The following is a 23,411-nucleotide window of genomic DNA, read 5'->3' as shown; positions in this document are numbered from 1 at the left end:
CCGTCCATGCAATGGACGGGGCTCCTGCCGTGGCGATCAGTACAGATCAGTCAGGTGATCAGTGGTGGCCGTGGCCGCTCGTGATCTCCTTGTACTCCTCGACGGTGGGCTTGGGGATCTGGTTGTCGTCCCCGTAGTACGCGCCGCTGAGCTTGGCGCGCAGCTTCTCCGTCACCTTGGGCTTGCGCTCGACACCGTTCTCGTCGACCACCGGGCCGATCGCGGCCGGCTCGTACTGCTCGTGCGCGGTGAGCGTGTGCAGCGCGTCCTGGCTGAGCGGCTCGTGGATCTCGATGAACTCACCGTGCGGCAGGCGCTTGATGATGCCCGACTCACGGCCGTGCAGCACCTTGTCCCGGTCCCGGCGCTGGAGGCCGAGGCAGATCCGCTTGGTGATGACGAACACGAGGACCGGCACGACGAAGAAGCCGATCCGGACGAACCAGGTGATCGAGTTGATCGACAGGTGGAAGTGCGTCGCCCAGAGGTCGTTGCCGCCACCGATGAGCAGGACGAAGTACCAGCTGATCCAGGCCGCGCCGAACCCGGTCCGGGTCGGGACGTTGCGCGGGCGGTCCAGGATGTGGTGCTCGCGCTTGTCGCCGGTGACCCAGGACTCGATGAACGGGTAGACCGCGATCGCGGCCAGGACCAGCGGGAAGATCACCAGCGGGATGAACACGCCCAGGACGAGCGTGTGACCCCAGAGGTTGATCTCCCAGCCCGGCATGACACGGATCAGGCCCTCGGAGAAGCCCATGTACCAGTCGGGCTGGGCGCCCGTGGACACCATGTCCGGACGGTAGGGGCCCATGGACCAGATCGGGTTGATGGAGGCGATCGCCGCGATGGCCGCGATGACACCGAAGACCAGGAAGAAGAAGCCTCCGGCCTTGGCCATGTAGACCGGCAGCAGCGGCATGCCGACGACGTTGTTGTTCGTCTTTCCGGGGCCCGCGAACTGCGTGTGCTTGTGGTAGAAGACCAGGATCAGGTGGCCGACCACCAGGCCGAGCATGATGCCCGGCAGCAGCAGGACGTGGACCGAGTAGAAGCGGGCCACGAAGTCGCCGCCCGGGAACTCGCCGCCGAAGAGGAAGAACGACAGGTACGTGCCCACGATCGGCACGGACAGGACCGCGCCCTCCATGAAGCGGACACCGGTGCCGGAGAGCAGGTCGTCCGGGAGCGAGTAACCGGTGAAGCCGGTGAACATGCCGAGGACGAACAGCAGGAAGCCGAACAGCCAGTTGACCTCACGCGGCTTGCGGAACGCACCCGTGAAGAAGACGCGCATCATGTGCACGAACATGCCGGCGAGGAAGATCAGCGCCGCCCAGTGGTGGATCTGCCGGATCAGCAGACCACCGCGCACATCGAAGGAGATGTGCATGGTCGAGTTGAACGCCTCCGACATCAGCTGCCCCTGGAGCGGGACATAGCTGCCGTTGTACGTCACCTCGTTCATCGACGGGTGGAAGAACAGCGTCAGATACACACCCGTGAGGATGATGATGATGAAGCTGTAGAGGCAGACCTCACCCAACATGAACGACCAGTGGTCGGGGAAGATCTTGCGCATGTTGGACTTGGCCAGGGAGTAGATCCCCAGGCGGCCGTCGGCCCAGTCGGCGACCCGCTCACCGGCGGGCGCCTTCCCGCGCGCACGCGAGTCGGGGGACGGTGTGTTTGACGTGGCGCTCATCCGCGCTCCCAGAATGCAGGACCGACGGGCTCTTCGAAGTCGCCGAGCGCCTCGAGGTAGCCCTCGTCGTTCACACCGATGCGCAGCTGCGGCAGGGCGTGACCGGCCGGGCCGAAGATCACTCGGGCACCGTCGGAGAGGTCGAAGGTGGACTGGTGGCACGGGCACAGCACGTGGTGCGTCTGCTGCTCGTACAGGGAGATCGGGCAGCCGACGTGGGTGCAGATCTTCGAGTAGGCCACGATGCCCTCGTGGGACCACTCGAGTTCCTTCTTGTCCTTGATGTTGTCCGGCTGAAGCCGGACGATCATCAGGGCCGCCTTCGCGATCTCCTTCTGGAAGTCCTCGTCGTGCTCCTCCAGGCCCTCGGGCTTGGCGAAGGTCAGCGAACCGACCGCGACGTCCGCGGGACGCAGCGGCTCGTTCGTGTTCATGTTGACGAGCTGGAGACCCTTGCGCCACATCGTGTGCCGCAGCTTGGTCTCGGGCAGCGGACCGAGGTCGCGCAGCAGCATGACGCCGGAGAGCGGGAACAGGGCCAGCGCGCCGAACATCGTGTTGCGGATCAGCTTGCGGCGGCCGAGCACGGACTCCTTGGCGCCCTCCTTGAAGTCGGCCAGAACCTTGGCCTTGACCTCCGGCGGCGCCTCGATCGGGTGCCGCTCGTCGGCGATCTCCACGTCGGACATCAGGGTGCGGGCCCAGTGGACCGCGCCCGCGCCGATCGTGAAGAGCGCGACGCCGAGCGACAGGCCCAGCGCGAAGTTCAGCGCGCTGATGTGCCCGATCGGGAAGACATAGATCGCCTCTTCCTTCGGGATCGCCACGTACGAGGCGATGAAGGCGACGGTGGCCAGCATCGACACCGTGAACAGGAAGGCGACGACACGCTCGGACCGCTGGGCGGCCCGCTCGTCGATGTCCTGGACGCGGTGCTCGTGGGGCGGCAGACCCGGGTTGGCGAACGGGTTCTGCTCGTCCGCGACGGCTACCGCACCGTGACCGTGCGCATCTTCGTCGGTGGCCCGCTCAGCGGGACGGTTCTCTTCTGGAATCTCTTGGCTACTCATGACTTCTTGGCCTTTGCGGTCCGAGCGGCGACCCAGACGGCGACGGCGATCAGCGTGCCGAGGCCGAAGACCCAGCCGAACAGGCCCTCGCTGACCGGCCCGAGGCCGCCCAGGCTGAGGCCGCCGGGCTCGACGGTTTCGTCACCGTTGACCGCGTCGAGGTACGCGATGATGTCCTTCTTGTTCTTCTCCGACAGGGTCGTGTCGGGGAAGGACGGCATGTTCTGCGGGCCGGTCTGCATGGCCTCGTAGATGTGCTTCGGGTCGACGCCCTCGAGGCTCGGCGCGAACTTGCCGTGCGTCAGCGCGCCGCCCTTACCGGTGAAGTTGTGGCACTGCGCGCAGTTGGTACGGAAGAGCTCGCCGCCCTTGGCGATGTCCGCGCCCTCGGGGCTGACCTGGTTCTTCGTCGGGATCGAGGGACCGGCACCGAGCGAGGCGATGAACGCCGCGAGCTGGTCGATCTCGGCCTGCGTGTAGATGACCTTCTTCTTCGGCACCTGAGCGCCGGGCTGCTGGGCCGGCATCCGGCCCGTGCCGACCTGGAAGTCGACGGCCGCGGCACCCACGCCCACCAGTTGCGGACCGTCGGTGGTCCCCTGACCGCCGGCGCCGTGGCAGCTGGCGCAGCCTACGGCGTAGAGCTTCTTGCCCTCGTCGATGGCGAGGGACTGGGCGGTGTCATCGGCCTGCGCCTTGCTCGCGGGAGCGAACGCGGCGTACAGCCCCCCGGTGGCCGCCAGCGCGAGGAGTAGGACGACGACCGCCGCCAGCGGATGGCGTCGTCGTGCGGAGAGCTTTTTCACGGATTACCCCGGTGTCAGGATCTTCTGCGTCGATGCTTCTGGATGTTCGGACTTCTGGCCCGATTACTTGATCATGTAGATCGTGGCGAAGAGGCCGATCCAGACGACATCGACGAAGTGCCAGTAGTAGGACACGACGATGGCGGCGGTTGCCTGCTCGTGAGTGAATCTCCGGGCCGCGTAGGTGCGGCCGAGGACCAGCAGGAAGGCGATGAGACCGCCCGTCACGTGCAGGCCGTGGAAGCCGGTGGTCAGGTAGAACACCGAGCCGTACGGGTCGGAGGAGAGCGAGAGCCCGTCCTTCTTGACCAGCTCGGTGTATTCGAAGACCTGACCGCCGATGAAGATCGCACCCATGATGAAGGTGACGATGAACCACATCCGGAGCTTCTTCACGTCCCCGCGCTCGGCGGCGAACACGCCGAGCTGGCAGGTCAGGGAGGAAAGCACCAGGATCGTGGTGTTCGTCGCGGAGAACGGGAAGTTGAGATGGCTCGCCATCTCCTTCCAGTGCTCCGGCCCGGTCACCGATCGCAGGGTGAAGTACATCGCGAAGAGGGCCGCGAAGAACATCAGCTCGGAACTCAGCCAGATGATGGTTCCGACGCTGGTGAGGTTCGGCCGGTTGACCGACGGGTGCGCGTGCCCGGTTTCTACTGTCGTTGCTGTCGCCACGACCGACATTATGTCGGTCGCTTATCTCGCCCTCACTCCCGGGGGTGCCGTTCGGGGTGTCCGAGCCCCATGTGCTGCCCATATGGCCCATCGAAGCCCTGTCCGAACCGGTGTTGACGAGGTGTTCAAGGGAGTAGCATCCGCGCATCGGTCCAAGTCCGTACGACGCTGATGTCTCGGAGGAAGAATGCAGCCGACCGCCACGGTGCTGGTCTACAGCGACGACTCCAACACCCGCGAACAGGTCCGGCTCGCCACCGGACGCCGTCCGGCGCCGGACGTGCCCGTGGTGGAGTTCCTGGAGTGCGCGACGCCGGCCGCCGTGATCGCGGAGCTGGACAAGGGCGGCATCGACGTCTGCGTGCTGGACGGCGAGGCCGTGCCGATGGGCGGGATGGGTCTCTGCCGGCAGATCAAGGACGAGGTCTTCAACTGCCCGCCCGTGCTGCTGCTGATCGGGCGACCCCAGGACGCCTGGCTGGCCACGTGGAGCCGTGCGGACGCCGCGGTGACGCTGCCGGTGGATCCGGTGGAGTTCGCGGCCGCGCTGGCCTCTCTGTTGCGTCAGAAGGCTCTGATCGGCTGAGAGCTCGGGGGGCCGTACCGCGCCTCGTTCGGGGCGCGGTGCCACCCCCCGGGTCTTCACACCGTCTCGGGCCGCAGCTTGGCCCGGTCCGCCGGGCTCGGCCCGTCCGGGGTGCCGGCCATCAGGGCGCTGCCCGTGCGCCAGTTCTTCCAGTCGAGGTTCCAGTCTCCGTAGCCGTTCCCGAACGGGTCCATGTTGTCGCCGTTCGAGTTGACGACCTTGACGATGTCGCCCTCCCGCACGGTGTCGAAGAACCACTCCGCGTTGCTGGTGCTCATCCCGGTGCAGCCGTGGCTGACGTTGGCGGACCCCTGGGAGCCGACCGACCAGGGCGCCGCGTGGACGTACTCGCCGCTCCAGGTCACCCGGGTCGCGTAGTACACCGGCAGGTCGTACGAGTCCGACGAGCCCTCGGCGATGCCGACGGTGGTACCGCGCATCCGTACGAAGTACTCCTTGCCCAGCACGACCTTGACGCCGTTGCGGGTCTCGAAGCCGGCCTTGCCGGTGGTGACGGGGATCTGGTTGATCTCCTTGCCGTTGCGGAAGACCGTCATCGAGTGTGCGGCGGCGTCCGTGACGGCGATCAGGCTGTCGCCGGTGGTGAGCTTCAGGGGCTTCACGTCGCCGCCCCAGAGCCGCTCGGCGACCTTGACGCCCTTCAGGTTGCTGTGCGCCGTGATGGTGGCGTGGGTGGGCCAGTACTCCTTGGGGCGGTAGTGCAGCGTCTTGTCGTCCACCCAGTGCCAGGCGCCCTCCACCACGGGCTTCGAGTCGACCTTGAGGGCGCGCTCGATGACCGTACGGGCGGCCTTGTCCTTGACGGGGGCACTGAGTGTGGCGGTGACGGGCTGGCCGACGCCGTACGTGCCCGCCTCGGGGCCGAACGCCACCCCCAGCTCCTTCTTGGTCTTCGGGACGCTGGTGGTGAAGGTGATGTCCTTGCGGCCGGGTGCGCCGTCCTCGTCCTCCGTGCTCACCCGCACCGTGTACCGGCTGCCGGCGGCCAGTGGTGAGGTGCTGTGCCAGCGGCTGCCGTCGGCGGCGAGTTCGCCCGCCACGTAGCGGCCGCTCGCGTCGGTGGCCGTGACGTCCGTGATGCGGCCGTCCGAGCCCGAGGCGGTGATCTCCAGGGGCTTGTCGGGGTCGGCCTTCTTGCTGTCGCCGACAGGGGCGTTGAAGGCGATCTGACCCGCCGCGTCGTACGGCTTCGCCGAGAGCGGGTGACCGTCGGAGGTGCAGGCGGTGAGGCCCGCCGCGCCCAGGGCGATCACCAGCAGGGTGCAGCTGACGACCGTGCGGTTTCGCGGTGAGTGGTTCATGGCTTCACGCTAAGAACCTCCGTCGGTCACGGCGCGGCGAGTGAGCCGAGCGAGGGACGGCGGACGCGAGAAAAGAAAGAGCCCGGACTCTCCTGACGGAGTGTCCGGGCTCCCGTGCGCTCAGCGCGTGCTACTGACCACGCCCGCGAGGGGCGGGTACTGCTGGGGCGGTTCCTACTGGGTGCGGCTCTCGCCGCGGTAGTACTCGAAGACCCAGCCCCACAGGCCGATCAGGATGATCGGGGCCGAGAAGTAGAGCAGCCACCAGCCGAAGACGACGCCCATGAAGGCCAGCGCGCCACCGATGCCGAGGGCGAGCGGCTGCCAGCTGTGCGGGCTGAAGAAGCCCACCTCGCCGGCGTCGTCCGCGACGTCGGCCTCCTTGTTGTCCTGGGCACCCGCGTCGACCCGCCGGGCCGTGAAGGCCAGGTAGTAGCCGATCATGATGCTCAGGCCGAAGGCCAGGAAGAGCGCGGTGGTGCCCGCCGGCTCCTTCGACCACACGCCATAGATGATCGCCATGGCGAGGATGAAGACGGCCAGCCAGATGAACATCTTGCCCTGGATCTTCACTTGCCGGCCTCCTTGCCACCAGCGACGGCGGCCTTCTCACCGTGACCGGCGTTCTCGAGCTGGTCGAGCGCGGCGATCTCCGGGTGGTGCAGGTCGAAAGCCGGGGATTCGGAGCGGATCCGCGGCAGGGTGAGGAAGTTGTGCCGCGGCGGCGGGCAGGACGTGGCCCACTCCAGGGAGCGGCCGTAGCCCCACGGGTCGTCGACGCCGACCGGCTTGCCGTACTTGGCCGTCTTCCACACGTTGTAGAGGAACGGCAGGATCGACAGGCCGAGCAGGAACGAGCAGATCGTCGAGATCGTGTTCAGGGCGGTGAAGCCGTCGGCCGCGAGGTAGTCCGCGTAACGACGCGGCATGCCCTCCGCACCCAGCCAGTGCTGGATGAGGAACGTGCCGTGGAAGCCGACGAACAGCGTCCAGAACGTGATCTTGCCGAGGCGCTCGTCGAGCATCTTGCCGGTGAACTTCGGCCACCAGTAGTGGAAGCCGGAGAACATCGCGAACACGACGGTGCCGAACACCACGTAGTGGAAGTGCGCCACCACGAAGTACGAGTCCGAGACGTGGAAGTCCATCGGCGGCGAGGCCAGGATGACACCGGTCAGACCACCGAAGGTGAAGGTGATCAGGAAGCCGGTCGCCCAGAGCATCGGGGTCTCGAAACTCAGGGACCCCTTCCACATCGTTCCGATCCAGTTGAAGAACTTCACGCCTGTTGGTACGGCGATGAGGAACGTCATGAAGGAGAAGAACGGGAGCAGTACGCCACCCGTGACGTACATGTGGTGCGCCCACACCGTCACGGAAAGGCCGGCGATCGCGATGGTGGCGCCGATGAGACCCATGTAGCCGAACATCGGCTTGCGACTGAACACCGGGATCACTTCGGAAATGATCCCGAAGAACGGCAGGGCGATGATGTACACCTCTGGATGGCCGAAGAACCAGAAGAGGTGTTGCCAGAGCAGTGCTCCGCCGTTTGCCGCGTCGAACACATGGGCACCGAACTTGCGGTCCGCCTCCAGGGCGAACAGCGCGGCGGCCAGGACCGGGAAGGCCAGCAGGACGAGCACACCGGTCAGCAGCACGTTCCACACGAAGATCGGCATGCGGAACATGGTCATGCCGGGGGCACGCATGCAGATGATCGTGGTGATGAAGTTGACCGAGCCGAGGATGGTGCCGAAGCCGGAGAAGGCCAGACCCATGATCCACATGTCGGCGCCGATGCCCGGCGAGCGGACCGCGTCCGACAGCGGGCTGTAGGCGAACCAGCCGAAGTCGGCCGCGCCCTGCGGGGTGAGGAAGCCGCCGACCGCGATGAGCGAGCCGAACAGGTAGAGCCAGTAGGCGAACATGTTCAGCCGCGGGAACGCCACGTCGGGCGCGCCGATCTGCAGCGGCATGATCCAGTTCGCGAAACCGGCGAACAGCGGCGTCGCGAACATCAGCAGCATGATCGTGCCGTGCATCGTGAACGCCTGGTTGAACTGCTCGCTCGACATGATCTGCATACCGGGCCGGGCGAGTTCCGCGCGCATGAGCAGCGCCATGACGCCGCCGATGCAGAAGAACGCGAAGGACGTCACCAGATACAGCGTGCCGATCGTCTTGTGGTCGGTGGTGGTGAGCCACTTGACCACGACATTGCCGGGCTGCTTGCGCCGTACCGGCAGCTCGTTCTCGTAAGAGTCCTCAGCTGCGGCGGCACCCTGGGGTTCGTTGAGGATGCTCACAGGTTGTTCGTCTCCCGGTTCTTCTCGTGGCTCGTCTGCGCGATGCCGGCGGGAACGTAACCGGTCTGCCCCTTCTTCGCGAGGTCCTTGAGATGCTGCTGGTAGCGCTCGGGGGAGACGACCTTCACGTTGAACAGCATCCGGGAGTGGTCGACGCCGCAGAGCTCGGCGCACTTGCCCAGGAAGGTGCCCTCCCTGTTGGGGGTCACCTGGAAGGAGTTGGTGTGGCCCGGGATGACGTCCTGCTTCATGAGGAACGGCACCACCCAGAAGGAGTGGATGACGTCACGCGAAGTGAGGACGAAGCGGACCGTCTTGCCCTTGGGCAGCCAGAGGGTCGGACCCGGGTTGTTGGTCTGCGGGTTCCGCGTGCCGGGCGTGCCGACGTCGTAGACACCGCCGGCGTTCGCCGGGAAGGCTTCCTTGAACCGGTCCGGAATGGCCGCCAGGTTCTTGTCGGTCTTCGCGTTGCCGGTCGAGCCGTCGACGTTCTCGATGTAGTTGAAGCCCCAGCTCCACTGGAAGCCGACCACGTTGACCGTGACGTCGGGCTTCTTGGAGAGGTCGAGGAGCTTCGACTCGTCGCGGGCCGTGAAGTAGAAGAGCACCGAGACGATGATGAGCGGGACCACCGTGTACAGCGCCTCGATGGGCATGTTGTACCTGGTCTGCGGGGGAACTTCGACCTTGGTGCGGCTGCGCCGGTGGAAGATGGTCGCCCACAGGATCAAGCCCCAGACCAGCACGCCGGTGGCGAGCGCGGCAGCCCAGGAGCCCTGCCACAGGGAGAGGATCCGCGGAGCCTCTTCCGTGACTGGGGTGGGCATGCCAAGGCGGGGGAAGTCCTTGTATGTGCAACCGGTAGCGGTCGCCAGGACCAGGCCCGCAGTCAGTGCCTGCAGCAGCTTCCGCCGCATCGGGCGCCGCGGCGAGCGGTCGGAGCCGTTGGGACTCACGTAGCGCCTTCCCGAGAGTCTCGCCCGCGCTGTTCGGCTGCGGCCTCGCTGGTCGGTCGCCGCCCTGCGTCGGGCAGGGGTTTGGATGTTTATGCGGACCAAACCCTACTGGACGCTATTTGGGGTCGCGCGGGGAGGGTGCCCAACGCGCCGCCGGACACCCCGAAGGGGTGGAATGCCCGACTCCGGGCCTCATCTGACGGCCCCTCCGACGTCTCGTACGACGCCTGCGCCCCACATCCCCGCCCTCGCCGCCGCCCACGTCCCCGTCCACGTCCCCGCCGAGCGCGCGGTTCGCAGGAGTGTTCGCAGGAGTTAGCGTGGCGGCGTGTCCTACTTCGACGCCGCGTCCGCCGCTCCCCTCCACCCCGTCGCCCGGCAGGCCCTTCAGGCCTCGCTCGACGAGGGGTGGGCCGACCCCGCACGCCTCTACCGCGAGGGGCGACGGGCCCGGCTGCTGCTCGACGCGGCCCGCGAGGCGGCCGCCGAGGCGGTGGGCTGCCGGCCGGACGAGCTGGTCTTCAACTCGTCCGGCACGCGTGCGGTGCACTCCGGGGTAGCGGGCGCGCTGGCGGGCCGGCGGCGTGTCGGACGCCACCTGATCGTGTCAGCGGTCGAACACTCTTCGGTACTCCATTCGGCGGAGGTGTTCGAGACGGAGGGCGGGACGGTGACCCGGGTCGCGGTGGACCGTACGGGCACGGTCGCGCCGGCCTCGTACGCCGAAGCTCTGCGCCCGGACACCGCGCTGGCCTGTCTCCAGTCGGCGAACCACGAGGTGGGCACGGAGCAGCCGGTGGCCGCGGTGGCCGACGTGTGCCGGGCGGCGGGGGTGCCGCTGCTGGTGGACGCGGCGCAGTCGCTGGGCTGGGGCCGGGTGGCGGGTGACTGGTCGCTGCTGACGGCGAGCGCCCACAAGTGGGGCGGCCCGTCGGGCGTCGGGCTTCTCGTGGTGCGTAAAGGTGTGCGATTCGCGCCCCAAGGGCCCACGGACGAGCGGGAGTCGGGGCGGGCGGCGGGGTTCGAGAACCTCCCGGCGATCGTGGCCGCCGCGGCGTCGCTGCGGGCGGTGCGCGCCGAGGCGGCGGAAGAGGCGGTACGGCTGCGGGAGCTGACGGACCGGATCCGGGTACGGGTGCCCGAGCTGGTCGGGGACGTGGAGGTGGTCGGCGACCCGGTCCGCCGGCTGCCCGGCATCGTCACCTTCTCGTGTCTCTATGTCGACGGGGAGACCCTGCTGCACGAGCTGGACCGGGCCGGTTTCTCCGTCTCGTCCGGCTCGTCCTGTACGAGCAGCACCCTGACGCCGAGCCATGTGCTGAGGGCGATGGGGGTGCTGAGCGAGGGCAATGTGCGGGTGTCGCTGCCGCTCGGCACGCCGGCGGAGGATGTCGACCGCTTCCTGGAGGTGCTTCCCGGCACGGTGTCGGCGGTCCGCGACAAGCTGGGCGCGCCGGTGTCGGCGCCCGCGACGGCCGTACGGGCGGAGTCCCTCGTCGTGGACTCCCTGGGCAAGCGGTGCCCGATCCCGGTCATCGAGCTGGCCAAGGTCATCGGGGACGTGCCCGTCGGCGGCACGGTCCGCGTCCTGTCGGACGACGAGGCGGCCCGCCTGGACATTCCCGCGTGGTGCGAGATGCGCGGGCAGGAGTACGTCGGGGAGGAGCCGGCGGACCACGGCTCGGCCTATGTGGTCCGCCGGTTGTCCTAGGTCCTGTCCGGCCTGATCGGCCGGACAGGGCCTGGTCAGGCGAGGTGCCGGCGGACCTCTACGGCCGCGTCGTCGCCGTACGCCTTGGTGAAGCGGTCCATGAAGTGGGCGCGGCGCAGCTGGTACTCCTGGGTGCCGACCGTCTCGATGACCAGCGTGGCGAGCATGCAGCCCACCTGGGCGGCGCGCTCGAGGGAGACGCCCCAGGCGAGGGCGGACAGGAAACCCGCGCGGAACGCGTCGCCGACGCCGGTCGGGTCCGCCTTGCGCTCCTCCTCGGGGCAGCCCACCTCGATCGGGTCCTGGCCGGCCCGCTCGATGCGCACGCCCTGCGCGCCGAGGGTGGTCACGCGGTGGCCGACCTTCGACAGGATCTCCTCGTCGCTCCAGCCGGTCTTGGACTCGATGAGCCCCTTCTCGTACTCGTTGGAGAAGAGGTAGGTCGCCCCGTCCAGCAGTATCCGGATCTCGTCGCCGTTCATACGGGCGATCTGCTGCGAGAAGTCGGCCGCGAAGGGGATCGAGCGGGACCGGCACTCCTCCGTGTGGCGCAGCATCGCCTCCGGGTCGTCCGCGCCGATCAGGACCAGGTCGAGCCCGCCCACGCGGTCGGCGACCGACTTGAGCTCGATCAGCCGGGCCTCGCTCATCGCGCCCGTGTAGAAGGAGCCGATCTGGTTGTGGTCGGCGTCCGTGGTGCACACGAAGCGGGCGGTGTGCAGCACCTCGGAGATGCGCACGGAGGCCGTGTCGACGCCGTGCCGGTCCAGCCAGGCGCGGTACTCCTGGAAGTCCGAGCCCGCCGCGCCGACCAGGATCGGCGACGTACCGAGCTGCCCCATGCCGAAGGCGATGTTCGCGCCGACGCCACCCCGGCGTACGTCGAGATTGTCGACCAGGAAGGAGAGGGAGACCGTGTGCAGCTGGTCCGCGACGAGCTGGTCGGCGAAACGGCCGGGGAAGGTCATGAGGTGGTCGGTGGCGATGGAGCCGGTGACTGCGATACGCACGGCGAGGACACGCTCCTGCGGGGGAAGGGATTGACAGTTCACGCTACCCGGTCGACGGGGGCCCACTGAAGCGGGCAAAACTACCCGATAGTAGATCTTTCTTCGTGGACCCGACCGTGTCTACGGTTCCGCTATGACGAACCTGAAGGTCCACGGCTCCGTCCCGCTCGACCTGGAGGGCGATCTGGCGTCGCTGCGCGGCGACGGCGCCCGGATGGCCCCGCACTGGGCGGCACCCGACCGGATCACCCCCCGCCCGGTCTCCCCGTCCCTCATTCACGGCGTGACCGTGCCGCCCGCCTCCGCGCGGCTCCTGGACGCGATGTCGGACTACGGGGACTGATCCGCACAGATTTCGATCCGCTGAGACAGAGCGCGCCGACGAGGGAACCGCGCGCTCCCCCATTGCGTCCCATCGCCGTCCCCCGTAAAGGGGATACGGCGTACGACCCTCCTGAGCCCCCTCTCCGACGGGGCAGGGTCGTCCGGGACAGCAGTGGAGCCAAAGGAGCGATGCGGTGAGCACCGAGCGACCCGACGACGACGCGAGCAGCGCGAGCGACGCGGTGAACACCGGGCGGCCCGACGGGGAAGCCGGCGACGCGTCCGAAGCGGCCGACGCCACCACAGCCGGTGAGGCTGCCGACGTCACTGAAGCTGCCGACGTCACTGAGGCTGCCGAAGCCAGTGACGACACCAAAGCCAGTGACACCGCCGAGGCCAGTGACGACACCAAAGCTGCCGAAGCCGCCGAAGCCGCCGAAGCTGCCGAAGCTGCCGAAGCTGCCGAAGCTGCCGAGATCAGCGAAGCCGTTGAAGTCACTGAAGACGCCGAAGTCGCCGAAGTCGCCGACATCACCGAGTCCGGTGAGGGCGTCGCGGGTGCCGACGAAGGCGCACCGCGTCGGCGGCGGTCTCCGGTGGTCGTGGCCTCGGTGGCGGCCGCGGTGCTGCTCGTCGGGGGCGGCGGGGCGTACTTCACCGCGACCGCGACCGGCGGCTCCGGCGGCCGTTCCACCGGCCCCGGCGGCGACGGCACTCCCCCGCCGCTCGCCCTCGACGGCTACAGCGAGGGCGGCAGGCCGGGCATCGCGGTGGGTGAGCCAAACCCCTACGGCGCGTCCTACCGGGCCGACGGCAAGCTCCCCGACGGCCCGGACTCCGCGCCCGTGTACCGGGCGACGGGCGAGGTGACGAAGGACGAGGTGGCGCGTCTCGCGCAGGCCCTGGCGGTGGACGGCACCCCGAGGCTGACCGGGGACGCCTGGACGGTCGGGGCGGTGAAGGACGGGTCGGGGCCGACGCTGCGGGTGACCAAGCGGGCACCGGGGATCTGGACGTTCAGCCGGTACACGCCGGGGACCGACAACCTCTGCACGAGCACCAAGGCGTGCCCGAGCGAATCCTCCGGACGGTCGGCCGCCGATCCGGTGAGCGAGGCCGCCGCCAGGAAGGCCGCCGCTCCCGTCCTGAAGGCGGTGGGCCAGGACGACGCGAAGCTGAACGCCGGCCAGGTCATGGACCGGGTACGGGTGGTGAACGCCGAGCCGAAGGTCGGCGGGCTGCCCACGCACGGCTGGACGACGGGCATCCAGGTCGGCGCGGACGGCCAGGTGGTCGGCGGCAGCGGCAACCTGAAGGCGCCGGTGAAGAGCGACACGTACCCCGTCATCAGTGCGCAGAAGACGCTGGACCTGATGAACGGTTCGGCGACGGGGGACGGCCGCAAGGGCATCGGCGGCTGCGCCAGCCCCGTACCGCTCAAGGACAAGGACGAGACGCCGTGCGAGGCGTCGACCGCGACGCCCACGCCGGAGCCGGTGGCCGTCGAGGGCGCCGTGTTCGGGCTGGCCTCGCAGGTGGTGGACGGGCAGCCGGCGCTGGTGCCGTCCTGGCTGTTCGACGTACGTCCGAAGGGGGCCGACGACACCTTCACCGTGACGCATCCGGCGGTCGACCCGCGGTACGTGGCCGCGCCGGGGGCTTCGCAGCCCACGGAGCCTTCGCAGGCGCCGAGCGGCTCGCCTGCCCCGCGGCCCAGCGACGGGTCGACCTCGGCGCCGACCAAGCGTGACGTCAAGGTGGACGGCTACACGGCCGACGGGAAGGACCTGACCGTGAGCTTCACGGGCGGGGTGTGCGGGGACTACGCGGCGTCGGCGAGCGAGAGCTCCGACGAGGTGAAGGTCACCGTGACCGAGACGCCCTGGCAGGACAAGGTCTGCATCATGATCGCCAAGGAGTACCACCGGACGCTCCACCTGGACGCGCCGCTCGGTGACCGCAAGGTGGTGGGCTCGGACGGCACGCAGATCCCGAAGGAGACGGCGGCGGAGCACCGGCTGCCGAAGTCGGCCCAGTCGGCTCAGCCGCAGTAGCCCCGGTCCGCCCGGTGCGGCTGCCCCAGTGGTGGCCGCACCGGTGGCGGCCACCGTGCCTGCGCGAAGGCCCGCCCGTGCCTGCGCGAAGGCCGCGCAAAAGGCCGTGGATGCTCGAAGGCGGCGTTCCCGTCGGAGGGGGACTGCCGACTTAGCACGTCTGCCGGTACGCCGCCTGCGTACGCGTACCGGTGGGTGCCGCGTGCTCAGCTGAAGGAGTCGCCGCAGGCGCAGGAGCCCGTCGCGTTCGGGTTGTCGATCGTGAAGCCCTGCTTCTCGATGGTGTCCACGAAGTCGATCGAGGCGCCGCCCAGGTACGGAGCACTCATGCGGTCGGTGACGACCTTGACACCGTCGAAGTCCTTCACGACGTCGCCGTCGAGGGAACGCTCGTCGAAGAAGAGCTGGTAGCGCAGGCCGGAGCAGCCGCCGGGCTGAACGGCGACGCGCAGTGCCAGATCCTCGCGGCCTTCCTGGTCGAGCAGGGCCTTGACCTTGGCCGCGGCGGCGTCGGACAGGATGATGCCGTCGCTCACGGTGGTGGTCTCGTCCGATACGGACATCTGCTTCTCTCCCGGGTTGTACGGAGACTGCTTGCCGACGGTTGCAACCGGCGGGGCCGCGGATTCATTCCGGGCCGAGCGTGTGTCTTTCCCTTGTCTGTCTTCATGCTCGCACATGCGCCGAAGCACGGACAGCGCCCTGTGGACAACCCCTCCGGCACGTCCAGGTCGGCCGCCGTTCGAGCCAGCGGGATTCACGTCACATCGACACTATGACCTTCGTCAAAGTGACGTGAACCGGTTATGATAGATAGCGTCAATTCGACGAAAAGGCATGTCCCGCTGGATCGCCTCCATGATCCAAGCGAGCCGCAGAACAGAAAGGGTGCGTGTCGTGACCACCGCCCAGCCCCAGGAGCTCGACGTACAGCCGACGCCCCTCGCCCTGCTGCTGCTCGGCCGTGAGGCCGACCCGAGGAGTGAGCGCGGCGTCGAGTGTCCCGGCGATCTGCCCTCGCCGTCCGACCCGGACCTGGTCGAGCGCGCCCGCGCGGCCAAGGAGAAGCTCGGGGACAAGGTCTTCGTGCTCGGCCACCACTACCAGCGCGACGAGGTCATCCAGTTCGCGGACGTCACCGGCGACTCCTTCAAGCTGGCCCGGGACGCGGCGGCGCGCCCCGAAGCCGAGTACATCGTGTTCTGCGGTGTGCACTTCATGGCGGAGTCCGCGGACATCCTGACGGGCGACGACCAGAAGGTCGTGCTGCCGGACCTGGCCGCCGGGTGCTCCATGGCCGACATGGCCACCGCCGAGCAGGTCGCCGAGTGCTGGGACGTGCTGACCGAGGCCGGCATAGCCGAGCAGGTCGTACCCGTCTCGTACATGAACTCGTCCGCGGACATCAAGGCGTTCACGGGCCGGCACGGCGGCACCATCTGCACCTCGTCGAACGCGCAGCGGGCGCTGGAGTGGGCCTTCGAGCAGGGCTCGAAGGTCCTCTTCCTTCCCGACCAGCACCTGGGCCGCAACACGGCCGTGCGGGACATGGGGATGTCGCTCGACGACTGCGTGCTCTACAACCCGCACAAGCCGAACGGCGGGCTGACGGCCGAGGAGCTGCGGTCCGCGAAGATGATCCTGTGGCGGGGCCACTGCTCCGTGCACGGCCGCTTCTCGCTGGACTCGGTGAACGACGTACGCGAGCGGATCCCCGGCGTGAACGTCCTCGTGCACCCCGAGTGCAAGCACGAGGTCGTGGACGCGGCGGACTACGTCGGTTCGACCGAGTACATCATCAAGGCGCTGGAAGCGGCGCCCGCGGGCTCCAAGTGGGCCATCGGTACGGAGCTGAACCTCGTACGCCGCCTGGCGAACCGTTTCGCTCCCGAGGGCAAGGAAATCGTCTTCCTCGACAAGACGGTCTGCTTCTGCTCGACGATGAACCGCATCGACCTGCCGCATCTGGTGTGGACCCTGGAGTCCCTCGCCGAGGGCAACCTGGTCAACCGCATCGAGGTGGACCGGGAGACGGAACAGTTCGCGAAGCTGGCGCTGGAGCGGATGCTGGCGCTGCCGTAACCCTCCGGGGCGCGGGGGCTCGGCCGTTGCGCGGCCCGGCTCGTCCGCGCCCGTCCGCCCACGAACGAAAAACCCCCGGGCCCTGGCCCGCACCGTGAGTGCGGACCAGGGCCCGGGGCGTGTGAAGACGTCAGGCCTGCGCGGGTTCCGGCTGCCCGGCGTCCGCGTCCGTCTCCGCCTCTGTCTCCGTCGGCGTCCCCGTCGGCGAGGACGGGTTCCCCGACTTCGCCGCCCGCTTCGCCGCCTTCTTCTTCGCCCGGCGCTCCTTACGGACCTCGATCACCGTGTAGAGCGTCGGGACCAGCAGCAGCGTCAGCAGCGTGGACGTGATCAGACCGCCGATGACGACCACCGCCAACGGCTGGGCGATGAAGCCGCCCTCGCCCGTGACGCCGAGCGCCATCGGGAGCAGGGCGAAGATCGTCGCCAGGGCCGTCATCAGGATCGGGCGGAGGCGGTGACGGCCGCCCTCGATCACGGCGTCGACCGTGCCGTAACCCTGCTTGCGGTACTGGTTGATCAGGTCGATCAGCACGATCGCGTTCGTCACCACGATGCCGATCAGCATCAGCATGCCGATCATCGCCGGGACACCCATCGGAGTGCCCGTGGCCACCAGGAGACCGATCGCGCCCGTCGCCGCGAAGGGGATGGAGACCAGCAGGATGAGCGGCTGGACCAGCGAGCGGAAGGTGGCGACCAGCAGCATGAACACGATCGCGATCGCCGCCAGCATCGCCAGGCCCAGGTTCTTGAACGCGTCGTCCTGGTCCTGCGAGACACCGCCGATCTCCGCCGTCGCACCGGTCGGCAGCTTCAGCGCGTCGATCTTCGACTGGAGCTTCGTGCTGACGGCGCCCGTGTTGTCGCCGGTCGGCCGTGCCGTGATGGTGGCGGCGCGCCGTCCGTCGATCCGGGTCATCGAAACCGGGCTGTCCACCAGCTTCACCGTCGCGATGTCACCCAGCTTCACCGCACCCAGGCGCAGGTTCCTCAGCTGGGCCGACGTCTCGGCCGGCTTGGCCGACCTGATCACGATGTCGCGCTCGGTGTCGTCGAGGAGCGCCTTGCCGCTCGTGGTGCCCCGTACCGCCTGGGTCACGGCCGCGCCGAGGGTGGTGTCGTCGAAGCCCGCCGCGGCGGCCTTGTCGTTGGCCCGCACCGAGAGGCGCGGCACGCTCTGCGCCATGTCGCTCGACACGTCCGTGACGTCGTCCAGCTTCGCGACCTCGGCACGGACCTGGTCCGAGGCCTTCCGCAGGACGTCCGCGTCGGCCGCCTTCACGACCACGCTCAGGTCCTGGCTGCCGAATCCGTCACCGGCCGACACCGTCGTCGTACCGATCCCGGAGAGCTTGGCGAGCCCCTCCTCGACGCTGTTCTGCACGTCCTCGTACGACGCCGAGTCGTCCAGCATGACCGAGTACGACGCCTGGTTGGTGTCCGTGCCGCCGCCGAAGGCCGCCAGGAAGCCGGACGAGCCGACGGTGACCTGGTAGTCCTTGACGCCCTTGACCCCGTCGAGCATCTTCTCGACCTTCTTGGCCTGGGCGTCGGTCGCCGCCAGGCTGGTGCCCGGCTTCAACTCCTGCTTGACGGTGAGGACTTCCTGCTCGCCCTGGTCGAAGAAGTTCGTCTTCAGCAGCGGCGCCATGCCGAACGTGCCGATCAGGATCGCGGCCGCGATCAGCACACTGGTGAGGCGGCGGCGCGTGGCGAAGCGCAGGACAGGGACGTAGACACGTTGGAGCCTGCTCCTCGCCTCCTTCTCCTCGGCCGTCCGGCGGGCTTCCTCCGCGTCGTCGGGCGTGCCCTTCGGGGCGCGCAGGAACCAGTACGACAGAACGGGTACGACCGTCAGCGAGACCAGCAGCGACGCGAGGAGCGCGGCCGTCACGGTCAGCGAGAACGAGCCGAACAGCTCGCCCACCATGCCGCCGACCAGACCGATGGGCAGGAACACCGCGACCGTGGTCAGCGTGGACGAGGTGACCGCACCGGACACCTCACGGACCGCCCTGAGGATCGCCTCCTGGCGCTCCTCGCCGTACCCGAGATGACGCCTGATGTTCTCCAGGACCACGATCGAGTCGTCGACGACCCGGCCGATCGCGATGGTCAGCGCGCCGAGCGTGAGCATGTTGAGGGACAGGTCGCGGGTCCACAGGACGATCAGCGCGAGGACCACCGACAGCGGGATGGACACCGCCGTGACGAGGGTCGAGCGGACCGACGCCAGGAAGACCAGGATGACGAGGACCGCGAAGAGCAGGCCGAGCGCGCCCTCGGTCGTCAGACCGTCGATGGACTTCGAGACCGCGGGGCCCTGGTCGCTGACGACGGTGATCGTCGCCCCCGAGCCCAGGTCCTTGCGCATGCCCGGCAGCTTGTCCTTGACCGCTTCCGAGATGGCTACGGCGCTGCCGTCGTGGTCCATGGTCACGTTGACGGCGAGGCTGGGCCTGCCGTCGGTGCGCGTGAGGGAGTCCGCCTTGGCGGGCTCCTGCTCGACGGTGGCGATGTCACCGAGGCGTACGGGCTTCTTGCCGGCCCCGCCCATGACCATCAGGTCCCGGATCTGCCCCAGCGAGGTGAGGCCGCCGCCGACCTGGACGGTGCGGTTGTGGCCGTCCTCGTCGAAGGAACCCGCCGGGACGGTCGCGCCGCCCGCCTGCAGTGCCTGGCCGATCGCGGCGGAGGTGACGCGCGCCTTCGCGGCCTTCTTGTCGTCGGGCGTGACGGTGACCTGGAGGTCGCGGACGCCGTCCACGGTGACCTGGCCGACGCCGCCGATGCTCTTCAGAGCGGGGACGACGGTCCGGTCGAGCTGATCGGCCAGTGCCTGCTGGTCCTTGTCGGAGGTGACGGCCAGGACGACGGTCGGGATGTCGTCGGTCGAACCGGCGATGACCTGCGGGTCGACAGCGTCGGGGAGCTGGACGCGGGCGCGGTTGACGGCCTGCTGGACGTCGGCGACGAGCTGCTTGGTGTCGTTGCCGTAGTCGAAGGACGCCCGGATCACGGCGTTGCCCTCGCTCGCCGTGGAAGTGACGCCCGTGATGCCGTCGACGGCCTCGAGGTTGTCCTCGATGGGCTCGACGACCTGCTTCTCGACCACGTCCGGGGACGCGCCCTGGTAGGGCGCCAGCACGGACACCATGGGCAGTTCGATGGTGGGCAACAGCTGCTGCTTGAGCTGAGGGATCGCGATGGCTCCGAAGGCGAGCGCGACGATCGACATCAGCCCGATCAGGGCCCGTTGCGCGAGGCTGAACCTGGACAGCCAGGACATGGATCAGGGTCTCTCTTCCGTGGCGGGCGCGGCAGGAGCGGGCACATACGAGCATCCGCCCTTACACAATGAGCCATCCCCGGTGCCCGATCCGTAGCCCGTGGGTCCATTTCCTTATCCGGCGCATACTGCGGGCGCAGTACGGCCCGGTGGAGGTCAGTCCACCCTTGGACGGACCAGCCCGGACTCGTACGCGATCACCACGAGCTGGGCCCGGTCCCGCGCGCCGAGCTTGGCCATGGCCCGGTTGACGTGCGTCTTCACGGTCAGCGGGCTGACTTCGAGCCGCTCGGCGATCTCGTCGTTGGAGTGCCCGCCGGCGACCTGGACGAGGACCTCGCGCTCCCGGCCCGTCAGCGCGTCGAGGCGCTCGGCCCGCGCCGGATCGCGCTCGTCGTCGAGGCCGTCCCCCTGGGCGAGGAACTTCGCGATGAGTCCCTTGGTGGCGGCCGGGGACAGCAGCGCCTCTCCCCCGGCCGCGACCCGGATCGCGTTCAGCAGCTCCTCGGGCTCGGCCCCCTTCCCCAGGAACCCGGACGCGCCCGCGCGCAGCGACTGGACCACGTACTCGTCGACCTCGAAGGTCGTCAGCATGACGACGCGGACATGCGTCAGCCCGGGATCCGCGCTGATCAGCCGTGTCGCGGCCAGCCCGTCGGTCCCCGGCATCCGGATGTCCATGAGGACGACGTCGGCCTGTGTCTCCCCCGCCAGCCGCGCCGCCTCCGCGCCGTCCGACGCCTCCCCCACGACCTCCATGTCGGGCTCGGAGTCGACCAGCACCCGGAACGCGCTGCGCAGCAGCGCCTGGTCGTCGGCGAGCAGGACGCGGATGGTCATACGGTCTCCTCCGGGGCGGTCGTACGGTTCTTGACCGGCAGGATCGCATGAACCCGGAAGCCGCCTCCGTATCGGCGGCCGGCGGTGCAGGTGCCCCCGATCGCGGTGACGCGTTCCCGCATGCCGAGCAGCCCGTGCCCACCGCCGTTCTCGGGCCCCTGGTCCGTGCCCGCCCCGTTGTCGAGAACGGTGATCTCCACATTCGGCCCCACCCGTACGACGCTGACCTCGGCCTTCGCCCCGGCGCCCGCGTGTTTTTGCACGTTGGTGAGGGCCTCCTGGATGACGCGGTACGCGGCCAGGTCGACGGCGGCGGGCAGGGTGGTGCCGTGGTCGGCGCGGGCGACCTCGACGGGGAGGCCGGCGTTGCGGAAGGTGTCGGCGAGTTCGTCGAGGCGGTGCAGGCCGGGGGCCGGCTCGGTCGGCGCCTCGGGGTCCCCGCTCTGCCGCAGCAACCCGACCGTGGCCCTCAGTTCGTTGAGGGCGGAGCGACTGGCCTCCCGTACGTGCGCGAGCGCCTCCTTCGCCTGGTCGGGCCGCTTGTCCATCACATGGGCCGCGACCCCGGCCTGCACGTTGACGAGGGCGATGTGGTGGGCGACGACGTCGTGCAGATCGCGGGCGATGCGCAGCCGCTCCTCGGCGACGCGCCGCCGCGCCTCCTCCTCCCTCGTACGTTCGGCTCGCTCGGCGCGTTCCCGGATGGCGTGCACGAAGGCCCGCCGGCTGCGTACGGCGTCGCCGGCGGCGGCGGCCATGCCCGTCCAGGCGAAGACGCCGAGGTTTTCCTGGGCGTACCAGGGCAGAGGCCCCGCGAGCATCGCGGACGCCGTCAGCACGGTCATGGTGAGCACGCCGACCCGCCAGGTCGTGGGCCGGTCCTTGGTGGAGGCCACGGTGTAGAGGGCGACGACGGCGGACATGGCGACGGGCGCGCGGGGGTCGCCGGTGACCAGCTCCACGAGGGAGACGGCGCCCGTGGCGGCGAGGACGGCCATCGGGGCGCGGCGCCGGAAGACGAGGGCCGCGGCGGCGAGTCCCATGAGGGTGAGGCTGAGGGCGCCCGGGGCGCGGGCGCCCCAGGTGGCGCCGTTCCCACCGTGGGGGTCCACGAAGGAGGCGCTCAGCATGCAGGCGAGGACGCCGGCGGCGAGGACGGCGTCCAGCGCGAACGGGTGGGCGCGCAGTCTGCACCGGGTGCGCTCGAGGGTGCTCACCCCGCAAAGGTACGGGGCCCTTGCAGGGGGCGGAACGGATGCCGACGTCGCGCCTGCCTGGTGGGGCGCCGGAATCGCGGCTGACCGGTGGGTTGCCCGGGAACCGCGGCCGGCGTGGGGAGGGTGGGTAGGTGGGTGGGTCGCGCAACCCAGCTCAGGCGGGGCACCGCCCGCATCAGCCCCGGCTCCAGCAGGGCACCACCCGCGTCAGCCCCGGCTCCAGCAGGGCACCACCCGCGTCAGCCCGGAATCAGACCGTCGTCGCTCAGCATCTCCCGGACCTCGTCCAAGGTCGCGTCCGGAGACGGAAGGATCAGCTCCGACGGCTCGAGCGAGGCGTCCGGAAGCGGGTCGCCCAGTCGGCGCACCGCCCCCAGCAGCGACCCCAGCGTCCGGTGGAAGCCTTCCTCGTCGCCGCTCTCCATCTCCGCGAGCAGCTCGTCGTCCAGCTTGTTCAGTTCGGTGAGGTGGCTGTCGTCCAGCCTCACCTGCCCCTCCCCCATGATCCGTACGATCATGTCGCCCTCCTCAGGCGTGGGACGTCACTGCTTGTCGAAGCGCGGAGTGTCCTGCGGCTGCTGCTGTGACGGGGACTGGCCCGTGCCGCCCTCGATCGCCTGCTGCGAGGAGGACGAACCGCCCGCCAGCTCCGCCTTCATGCGCTGGAGTTCCAGCTCTACATCCGTACCACCGGAGAGCCGGTCCAGCTCGCTCTGGATGTCGTCCTTGGCCAGCCCGGACTGGTCGTCGAGGGCACCGGAGGCGAGCAGTTCGTCGATCGCGCCGGCCCGCGCCTGGAGCTGCGCGGTCTTGTCCTCGGCACGCTGGATCGCCATGCCGACGTCGCCCATCTCCTCGGAGATGCCGGAGAACGCCTCGCCGATGCGGGTCTGTGCCTGCGCCGCCGTGTACGTCGCCTTGATGGTCTCCTTCTTCGTACGGAAGGCGTCCACCTTGGCCTGGAGCCGCTGCGCCGCAAGGGTGAGCTTCTCCTCCTCGCCCTGCAACGTCTGGTGCTGGGTCTCCAGGTCCGTCACCTGCTGCTGGAGCGCGGCCCGGCGGGAGAGGGCCTCGCGGGCCAGGTCCTCGCGGCCCAGCGCGAGCGCCTTGCGCCCCTGGTCCTCCAGCTTCGAGGACTGGGACTGGAGCTGGTTGAGCTGGAGCTCCAGGCGCTTGCGCGAGGTCGCCACGTCGGCGACGCCCCGGCGCACCTTCTGGAGCAGCTCCAGCTGCTTCTGATACGAGTAATCGAGGGTTTCGCGCGGGTCCTCGGCCCGGTCAAGGGCCTTGTTCGCCTTCGCGCGGAAGATCATCCCCATACGCTTCATGACACCGCTCATGGGCTTCGCGCGCCCCCTTCTGACGGACTCCAGCTCCAGCGACTACAACAGAACCCACAGTACGGGGCCTGCATCCATTACCGCACTGTTCGGGGACTGATGCGCTCATCCC

Annotated in this window: 20 protein-coding genes; 5 read left to right on the top strand and 15 right to left on the bottom strand. The window is 69.0% G+C overall.

What is annotated here, in order from left to right:
• Positions 1–58: 58 nt before the first annotated feature.
• The 4 genes from qcrB to ctaE form a co-directional block, all read right to left on the bottom strand.
• The gene (gene qcrB, locus SAVERM_RS31195) at positions 59–1,705 is read right to left on the bottom strand and encodes a cytochrome bc1 complex cytochrome b subunit (protein ID WP_010987456.1); all 1,647 of its coding nucleotides are present in this window, start codon (positions 1,703–1,705) and stop codon (positions 59–61) included.
• Positions 1,702–2,775: a cytochrome bc1 complex Rieske iron-sulfur subunit gene (gene qcrA / locus SAVERM_RS31190; RefSeq protein WP_010987455.1), complete on the bottom strand. Its 1,074-nt coding sequence runs from the start codon at positions 2,773–2,775 to the stop codon at positions 1,702–1,704. The genes qcrB and qcrA overlap by 4 nt, the downstream gene beginning before the upstream one ends.
• A complete protein-coding gene (qcrC, locus tag SAVERM_RS31185) occupies positions 2,772–3,581 on the bottom strand; it encodes a cytochrome bc1 complex diheme cytochrome c subunit (RefSeq protein WP_010987454.1) in 810 nt (269 codons plus the stop codon). The genes qcrA and qcrC overlap by 4 nt, the downstream gene beginning before the upstream one ends.
• Before the next feature lie 63 nt (positions 3,582–3,644).
• Complete coding sequence (gene ctaE / locus SAVERM_RS31180) at positions 3,645–4,265, bottom strand: aa3-type cytochrome oxidase subunit III (protein ID WP_010987453.1); 621 nt, start codon at positions 4,263–4,265, stop codon at positions 3,645–3,647.
• A gap of 178 nt (positions 4,266–4,443) precedes the next feature.
• On the opposite strand from ctaE, the gene SAVERM_RS31175 reads away from it, so the two are divergent.
• Positions 4,444–4,842 (top strand): response regulator, encoded by a 399-nt coding sequence (locus SAVERM_RS31175; RefSeq protein ID WP_010987452.1) that lies wholly within the window; start codon positions 4,444–4,446, stop codon positions 4,840–4,842.
• A gap of 56 nt (positions 4,843–4,898) precedes the next feature.
• On the opposite strand, the gene SAVERM_RS31170 is transcribed toward SAVERM_RS31175, so the two are convergent.
• From SAVERM_RS31170 to ctaC, 4 genes are all read right to left on the bottom strand, one after another.
• Positions 4,899–6,164: a L,D-transpeptidase gene (locus SAVERM_RS31170; RefSeq protein ID WP_010987451.1), complete on the bottom strand. Its 1,266-nt coding sequence runs from the start codon at positions 6,162–6,164 to the stop codon at positions 4,899–4,901.
• 174 nt (positions 6,165–6,338) lie between these two features.
• Positions 6,339–6,737 carry a cytochrome c oxidase subunit 4 gene (locus tag SAVERM_RS31165; protein ID WP_010987450.1) on the bottom strand — a complete coding sequence of 133 codons (399 nt, stop codon included), beginning with the start codon at positions 6,735–6,737 and terminating at the stop codon, positions 6,339–6,341.
• Positions 6,734–8,473 carry an aa3-type cytochrome oxidase subunit I gene (gene ctaD / locus SAVERM_RS31160; RefSeq protein WP_010987449.1) on the bottom strand — a complete coding sequence of 580 codons (1,740 nt, stop codon included), beginning with the start codon at positions 8,471–8,473 and terminating at the stop codon, positions 6,734–6,736. Before ctaD ends, SAVERM_RS31165 begins: the two co-directional genes overlap by 4 nt.
• Positions 8,470–9,429, bottom strand: a complete 960-nt coding sequence (gene ctaC, locus SAVERM_RS31155) for an aa3-type cytochrome oxidase subunit II (protein WP_010987448.1) — start codon at positions 9,427–9,429, stop codon at positions 8,470–8,472. Before ctaC ends, ctaD begins: the two co-directional genes overlap by 4 nt.
• 328 nt (positions 9,430–9,757) lie before the next feature.
• Here ctaC and SAVERM_RS31150 point away from each other — a divergent pair, with 328 nt between their 5' ends.
• On the top strand, positions 9,758–11,140 hold the full coding sequence (locus SAVERM_RS31150; protein ID WP_010987447.1) for a cysteine desulfurase/sulfurtransferase TusA family protein: 1,383 nt from the start codon (positions 9,758–9,760) through the stop codon (positions 11,138–11,140).
• 35 nt (positions 11,141–11,175) lie between these two features.
• Here the strand turns inward: SAVERM_RS31150 and SAVERM_RS31145 are convergent, their stop codons facing one another.
• Complete coding sequence (locus tag SAVERM_RS31145; protein ID WP_037646724.1) at positions 11,176–12,150, bottom strand: carbohydrate kinase family protein; 975 nt, start codon at positions 12,148–12,150, stop codon at positions 11,176–11,178.
• A 133-nt stretch (positions 12,151–12,283) separates the two neighbouring features.
• On the opposite strand from SAVERM_RS31145, the gene SAVERM_RS31140 reads away from it, so the two are divergent.
• Together SAVERM_RS31140 and SAVERM_RS31135 are read left to right on the top strand one after the other, a co-directional pair.
• Positions 12,284–12,493, top strand: coding sequence for a hypothetical protein (locus tag SAVERM_RS31140; protein WP_010987445.1), 210 nt, complete (start codon positions 12,284–12,286; stop codon positions 12,491–12,493).
• A 175-nt stretch (positions 12,494–12,668) separates the two neighbouring features.
• Positions 12,669–14,528: a membrane protein gene (locus tag SAVERM_RS31135; protein WP_037646721.1), complete on the top strand. Its 1,860-nt coding sequence runs from the start codon at positions 12,669–12,671 to the stop codon at positions 14,526–14,528.
• Positions 14,529–14,734: 206 nt separating this feature from the next.
• Here the strand turns inward: SAVERM_RS31135 and SAVERM_RS31130 are convergent, their stop codons facing one another.
• Positions 14,735–15,091 (bottom strand): iron-sulfur cluster assembly accessory protein, encoded by a 357-nt coding sequence (locus SAVERM_RS31130; RefSeq protein WP_010987443.1) that lies wholly within the window; start codon positions 15,089–15,091, stop codon positions 14,735–14,737.
• Positions 15,092–15,425: 334 nt separating this feature from the next.
• Between SAVERM_RS31130 and nadA the strand changes: the two genes are divergently transcribed.
• A complete protein-coding gene (gene nadA / locus SAVERM_RS31125) occupies positions 15,426–16,610 on the top strand; it encodes a quinolinate synthase NadA (protein ID WP_037646895.1) in 1,185 nt (394 codons plus the stop codon).
• A 130-nt stretch (positions 16,611–16,740) separates the two neighbouring features.
• Here the strand turns inward: nadA and SAVERM_RS31120 are convergent, their stop codons facing one another.
• From SAVERM_RS31120 to SAVERM_RS31100, 5 genes are all read right to left on the bottom strand, one after another.
• Positions 16,741–19,902, bottom strand: coding sequence for an efflux RND transporter permease subunit (locus SAVERM_RS31120; protein ID WP_010987441.1), 3,162 nt, complete (start codon positions 19,900–19,902; stop codon positions 16,741–16,743).
• 156 nt (positions 19,903–20,058) lie between these two features.
• Positions 20,059–20,742: a response regulator gene (locus SAVERM_RS31115; RefSeq protein ID WP_010987440.1), complete on the bottom strand. Its 684-nt coding sequence runs from the start codon at positions 20,740–20,742 to the stop codon at positions 20,059–20,061.
• Positions 20,739–21,959 carry a sensor histidine kinase gene (locus SAVERM_RS31110; RefSeq protein ID WP_010987439.1) on the bottom strand — a complete coding sequence of 407 codons (1,221 nt, stop codon included), beginning with the start codon at positions 21,957–21,959 and terminating at the stop codon, positions 20,739–20,741. The genes SAVERM_RS31115 and SAVERM_RS31110 overlap by 4 nt, the downstream gene beginning before the upstream one ends.
• Before the next feature lie 239 nt (positions 21,960–22,198).
• A complete protein-coding gene (gene pspAA / locus SAVERM_RS31105) occupies positions 22,199–22,477 on the bottom strand; it encodes a PspA-associated protein PspAA (protein WP_010987438.1) in 279 nt (92 codons plus the stop codon).
• 24 nt (positions 22,478–22,501) lie between these two features.
• Positions 22,502–23,299, bottom strand: a complete 798-nt coding sequence (locus tag SAVERM_RS31100) for a PspA/IM30 family protein (protein ID WP_078234551.1) — start codon at positions 23,297–23,299, stop codon at positions 22,502–22,504.
• Positions 23,300–23,411: the final 112 nt, after the last annotated feature.

The sequence above is a fragment of the Streptomyces avermitilis MA-4680 = NBRC 14893 genome (assembly GCF_000009765.2).
GTDB classification, from domain to species: domain Bacteria; phylum Actinomycetota; class Actinomycetes; order Streptomycetales; family Streptomycetaceae; genus Streptomyces; species Streptomyces avermitilis.
The sequence above is the reverse complement of the archived record's forward strand: the minus strand, read 5'-3'. Positions and strand labels throughout refer to the sequence as shown.

Bases quoted from the DNA above. Each gene is read 5' to 3' on its own strand.
- qcrB (WP_010987456.1), bottom strand. From the start codon at position 1,705: ATGAGCGCCACGTCAAACACACCGTCCCCCGACTCGCGTGCGCGCGGG.
- qcrA (WP_010987455.1), bottom strand. From the start codon at position 2,775: ATGAGTAGCCAAGAGATTCCAGAAGAGAACCGTCCCGCTGAGCGGGCC.
- ctaE (WP_010987453.1), bottom strand. From the start codon at position 4,265: ATGTCGGTCGTGGCGACAGCAACGACAGTAGAAACCGGGCACGCGCAC.
- SAVERM_RS31175 (WP_010987452.1), top strand. From the start codon at position 4,444: ATGCAGCCGACCGCCACGGTGCTGGTCTACAGCGACGACTCCAACACC.
- SAVERM_RS31170 (WP_010987451.1), bottom strand. From the start codon at position 6,164: ATGAACCACTCACCGCGAAACCGCACGGTCGTCAGCTGCACCCTGCTG.
- SAVERM_RS31140 (WP_010987445.1), top strand. From the start codon at position 12,284: ATGACGAACCTGAAGGTCCACGGCTCCGTCCCGCTCGACCTGGAGGGC.
- SAVERM_RS31130 (WP_010987443.1), bottom strand. From the start codon at position 15,091: ATGTCCGTATCGGACGAGACCACCACCGTGAGCGACGGCATCATCCTG.
- SAVERM_RS31120 (WP_010987441.1), bottom strand. From the start codon at position 19,902: ATGTCCTGGCTGTCCAGGTTCAGCCTCGCGCAACGGGCCCTGATCGGG.
- SAVERM_RS31115 (WP_010987440.1), bottom strand. From the start codon at position 20,742: ATGACCATCCGCGTCCTGCTCGCCGACGACCAGGCGCTGCTGCGCAGC.
- pspAA (WP_010987438.1), bottom strand. From the start codon at position 22,477: ATGATCGTACGGATCATGGGGGAGGGGCAGGTGAGGCTGGACGACAGC.
- SAVERM_RS31100 (WP_078234551.1), bottom strand. From the start codon at position 23,299: ATGAGCGGTGTCATGAAGCGTATGGGGATGATCTTCCGCGCGAAGGCG.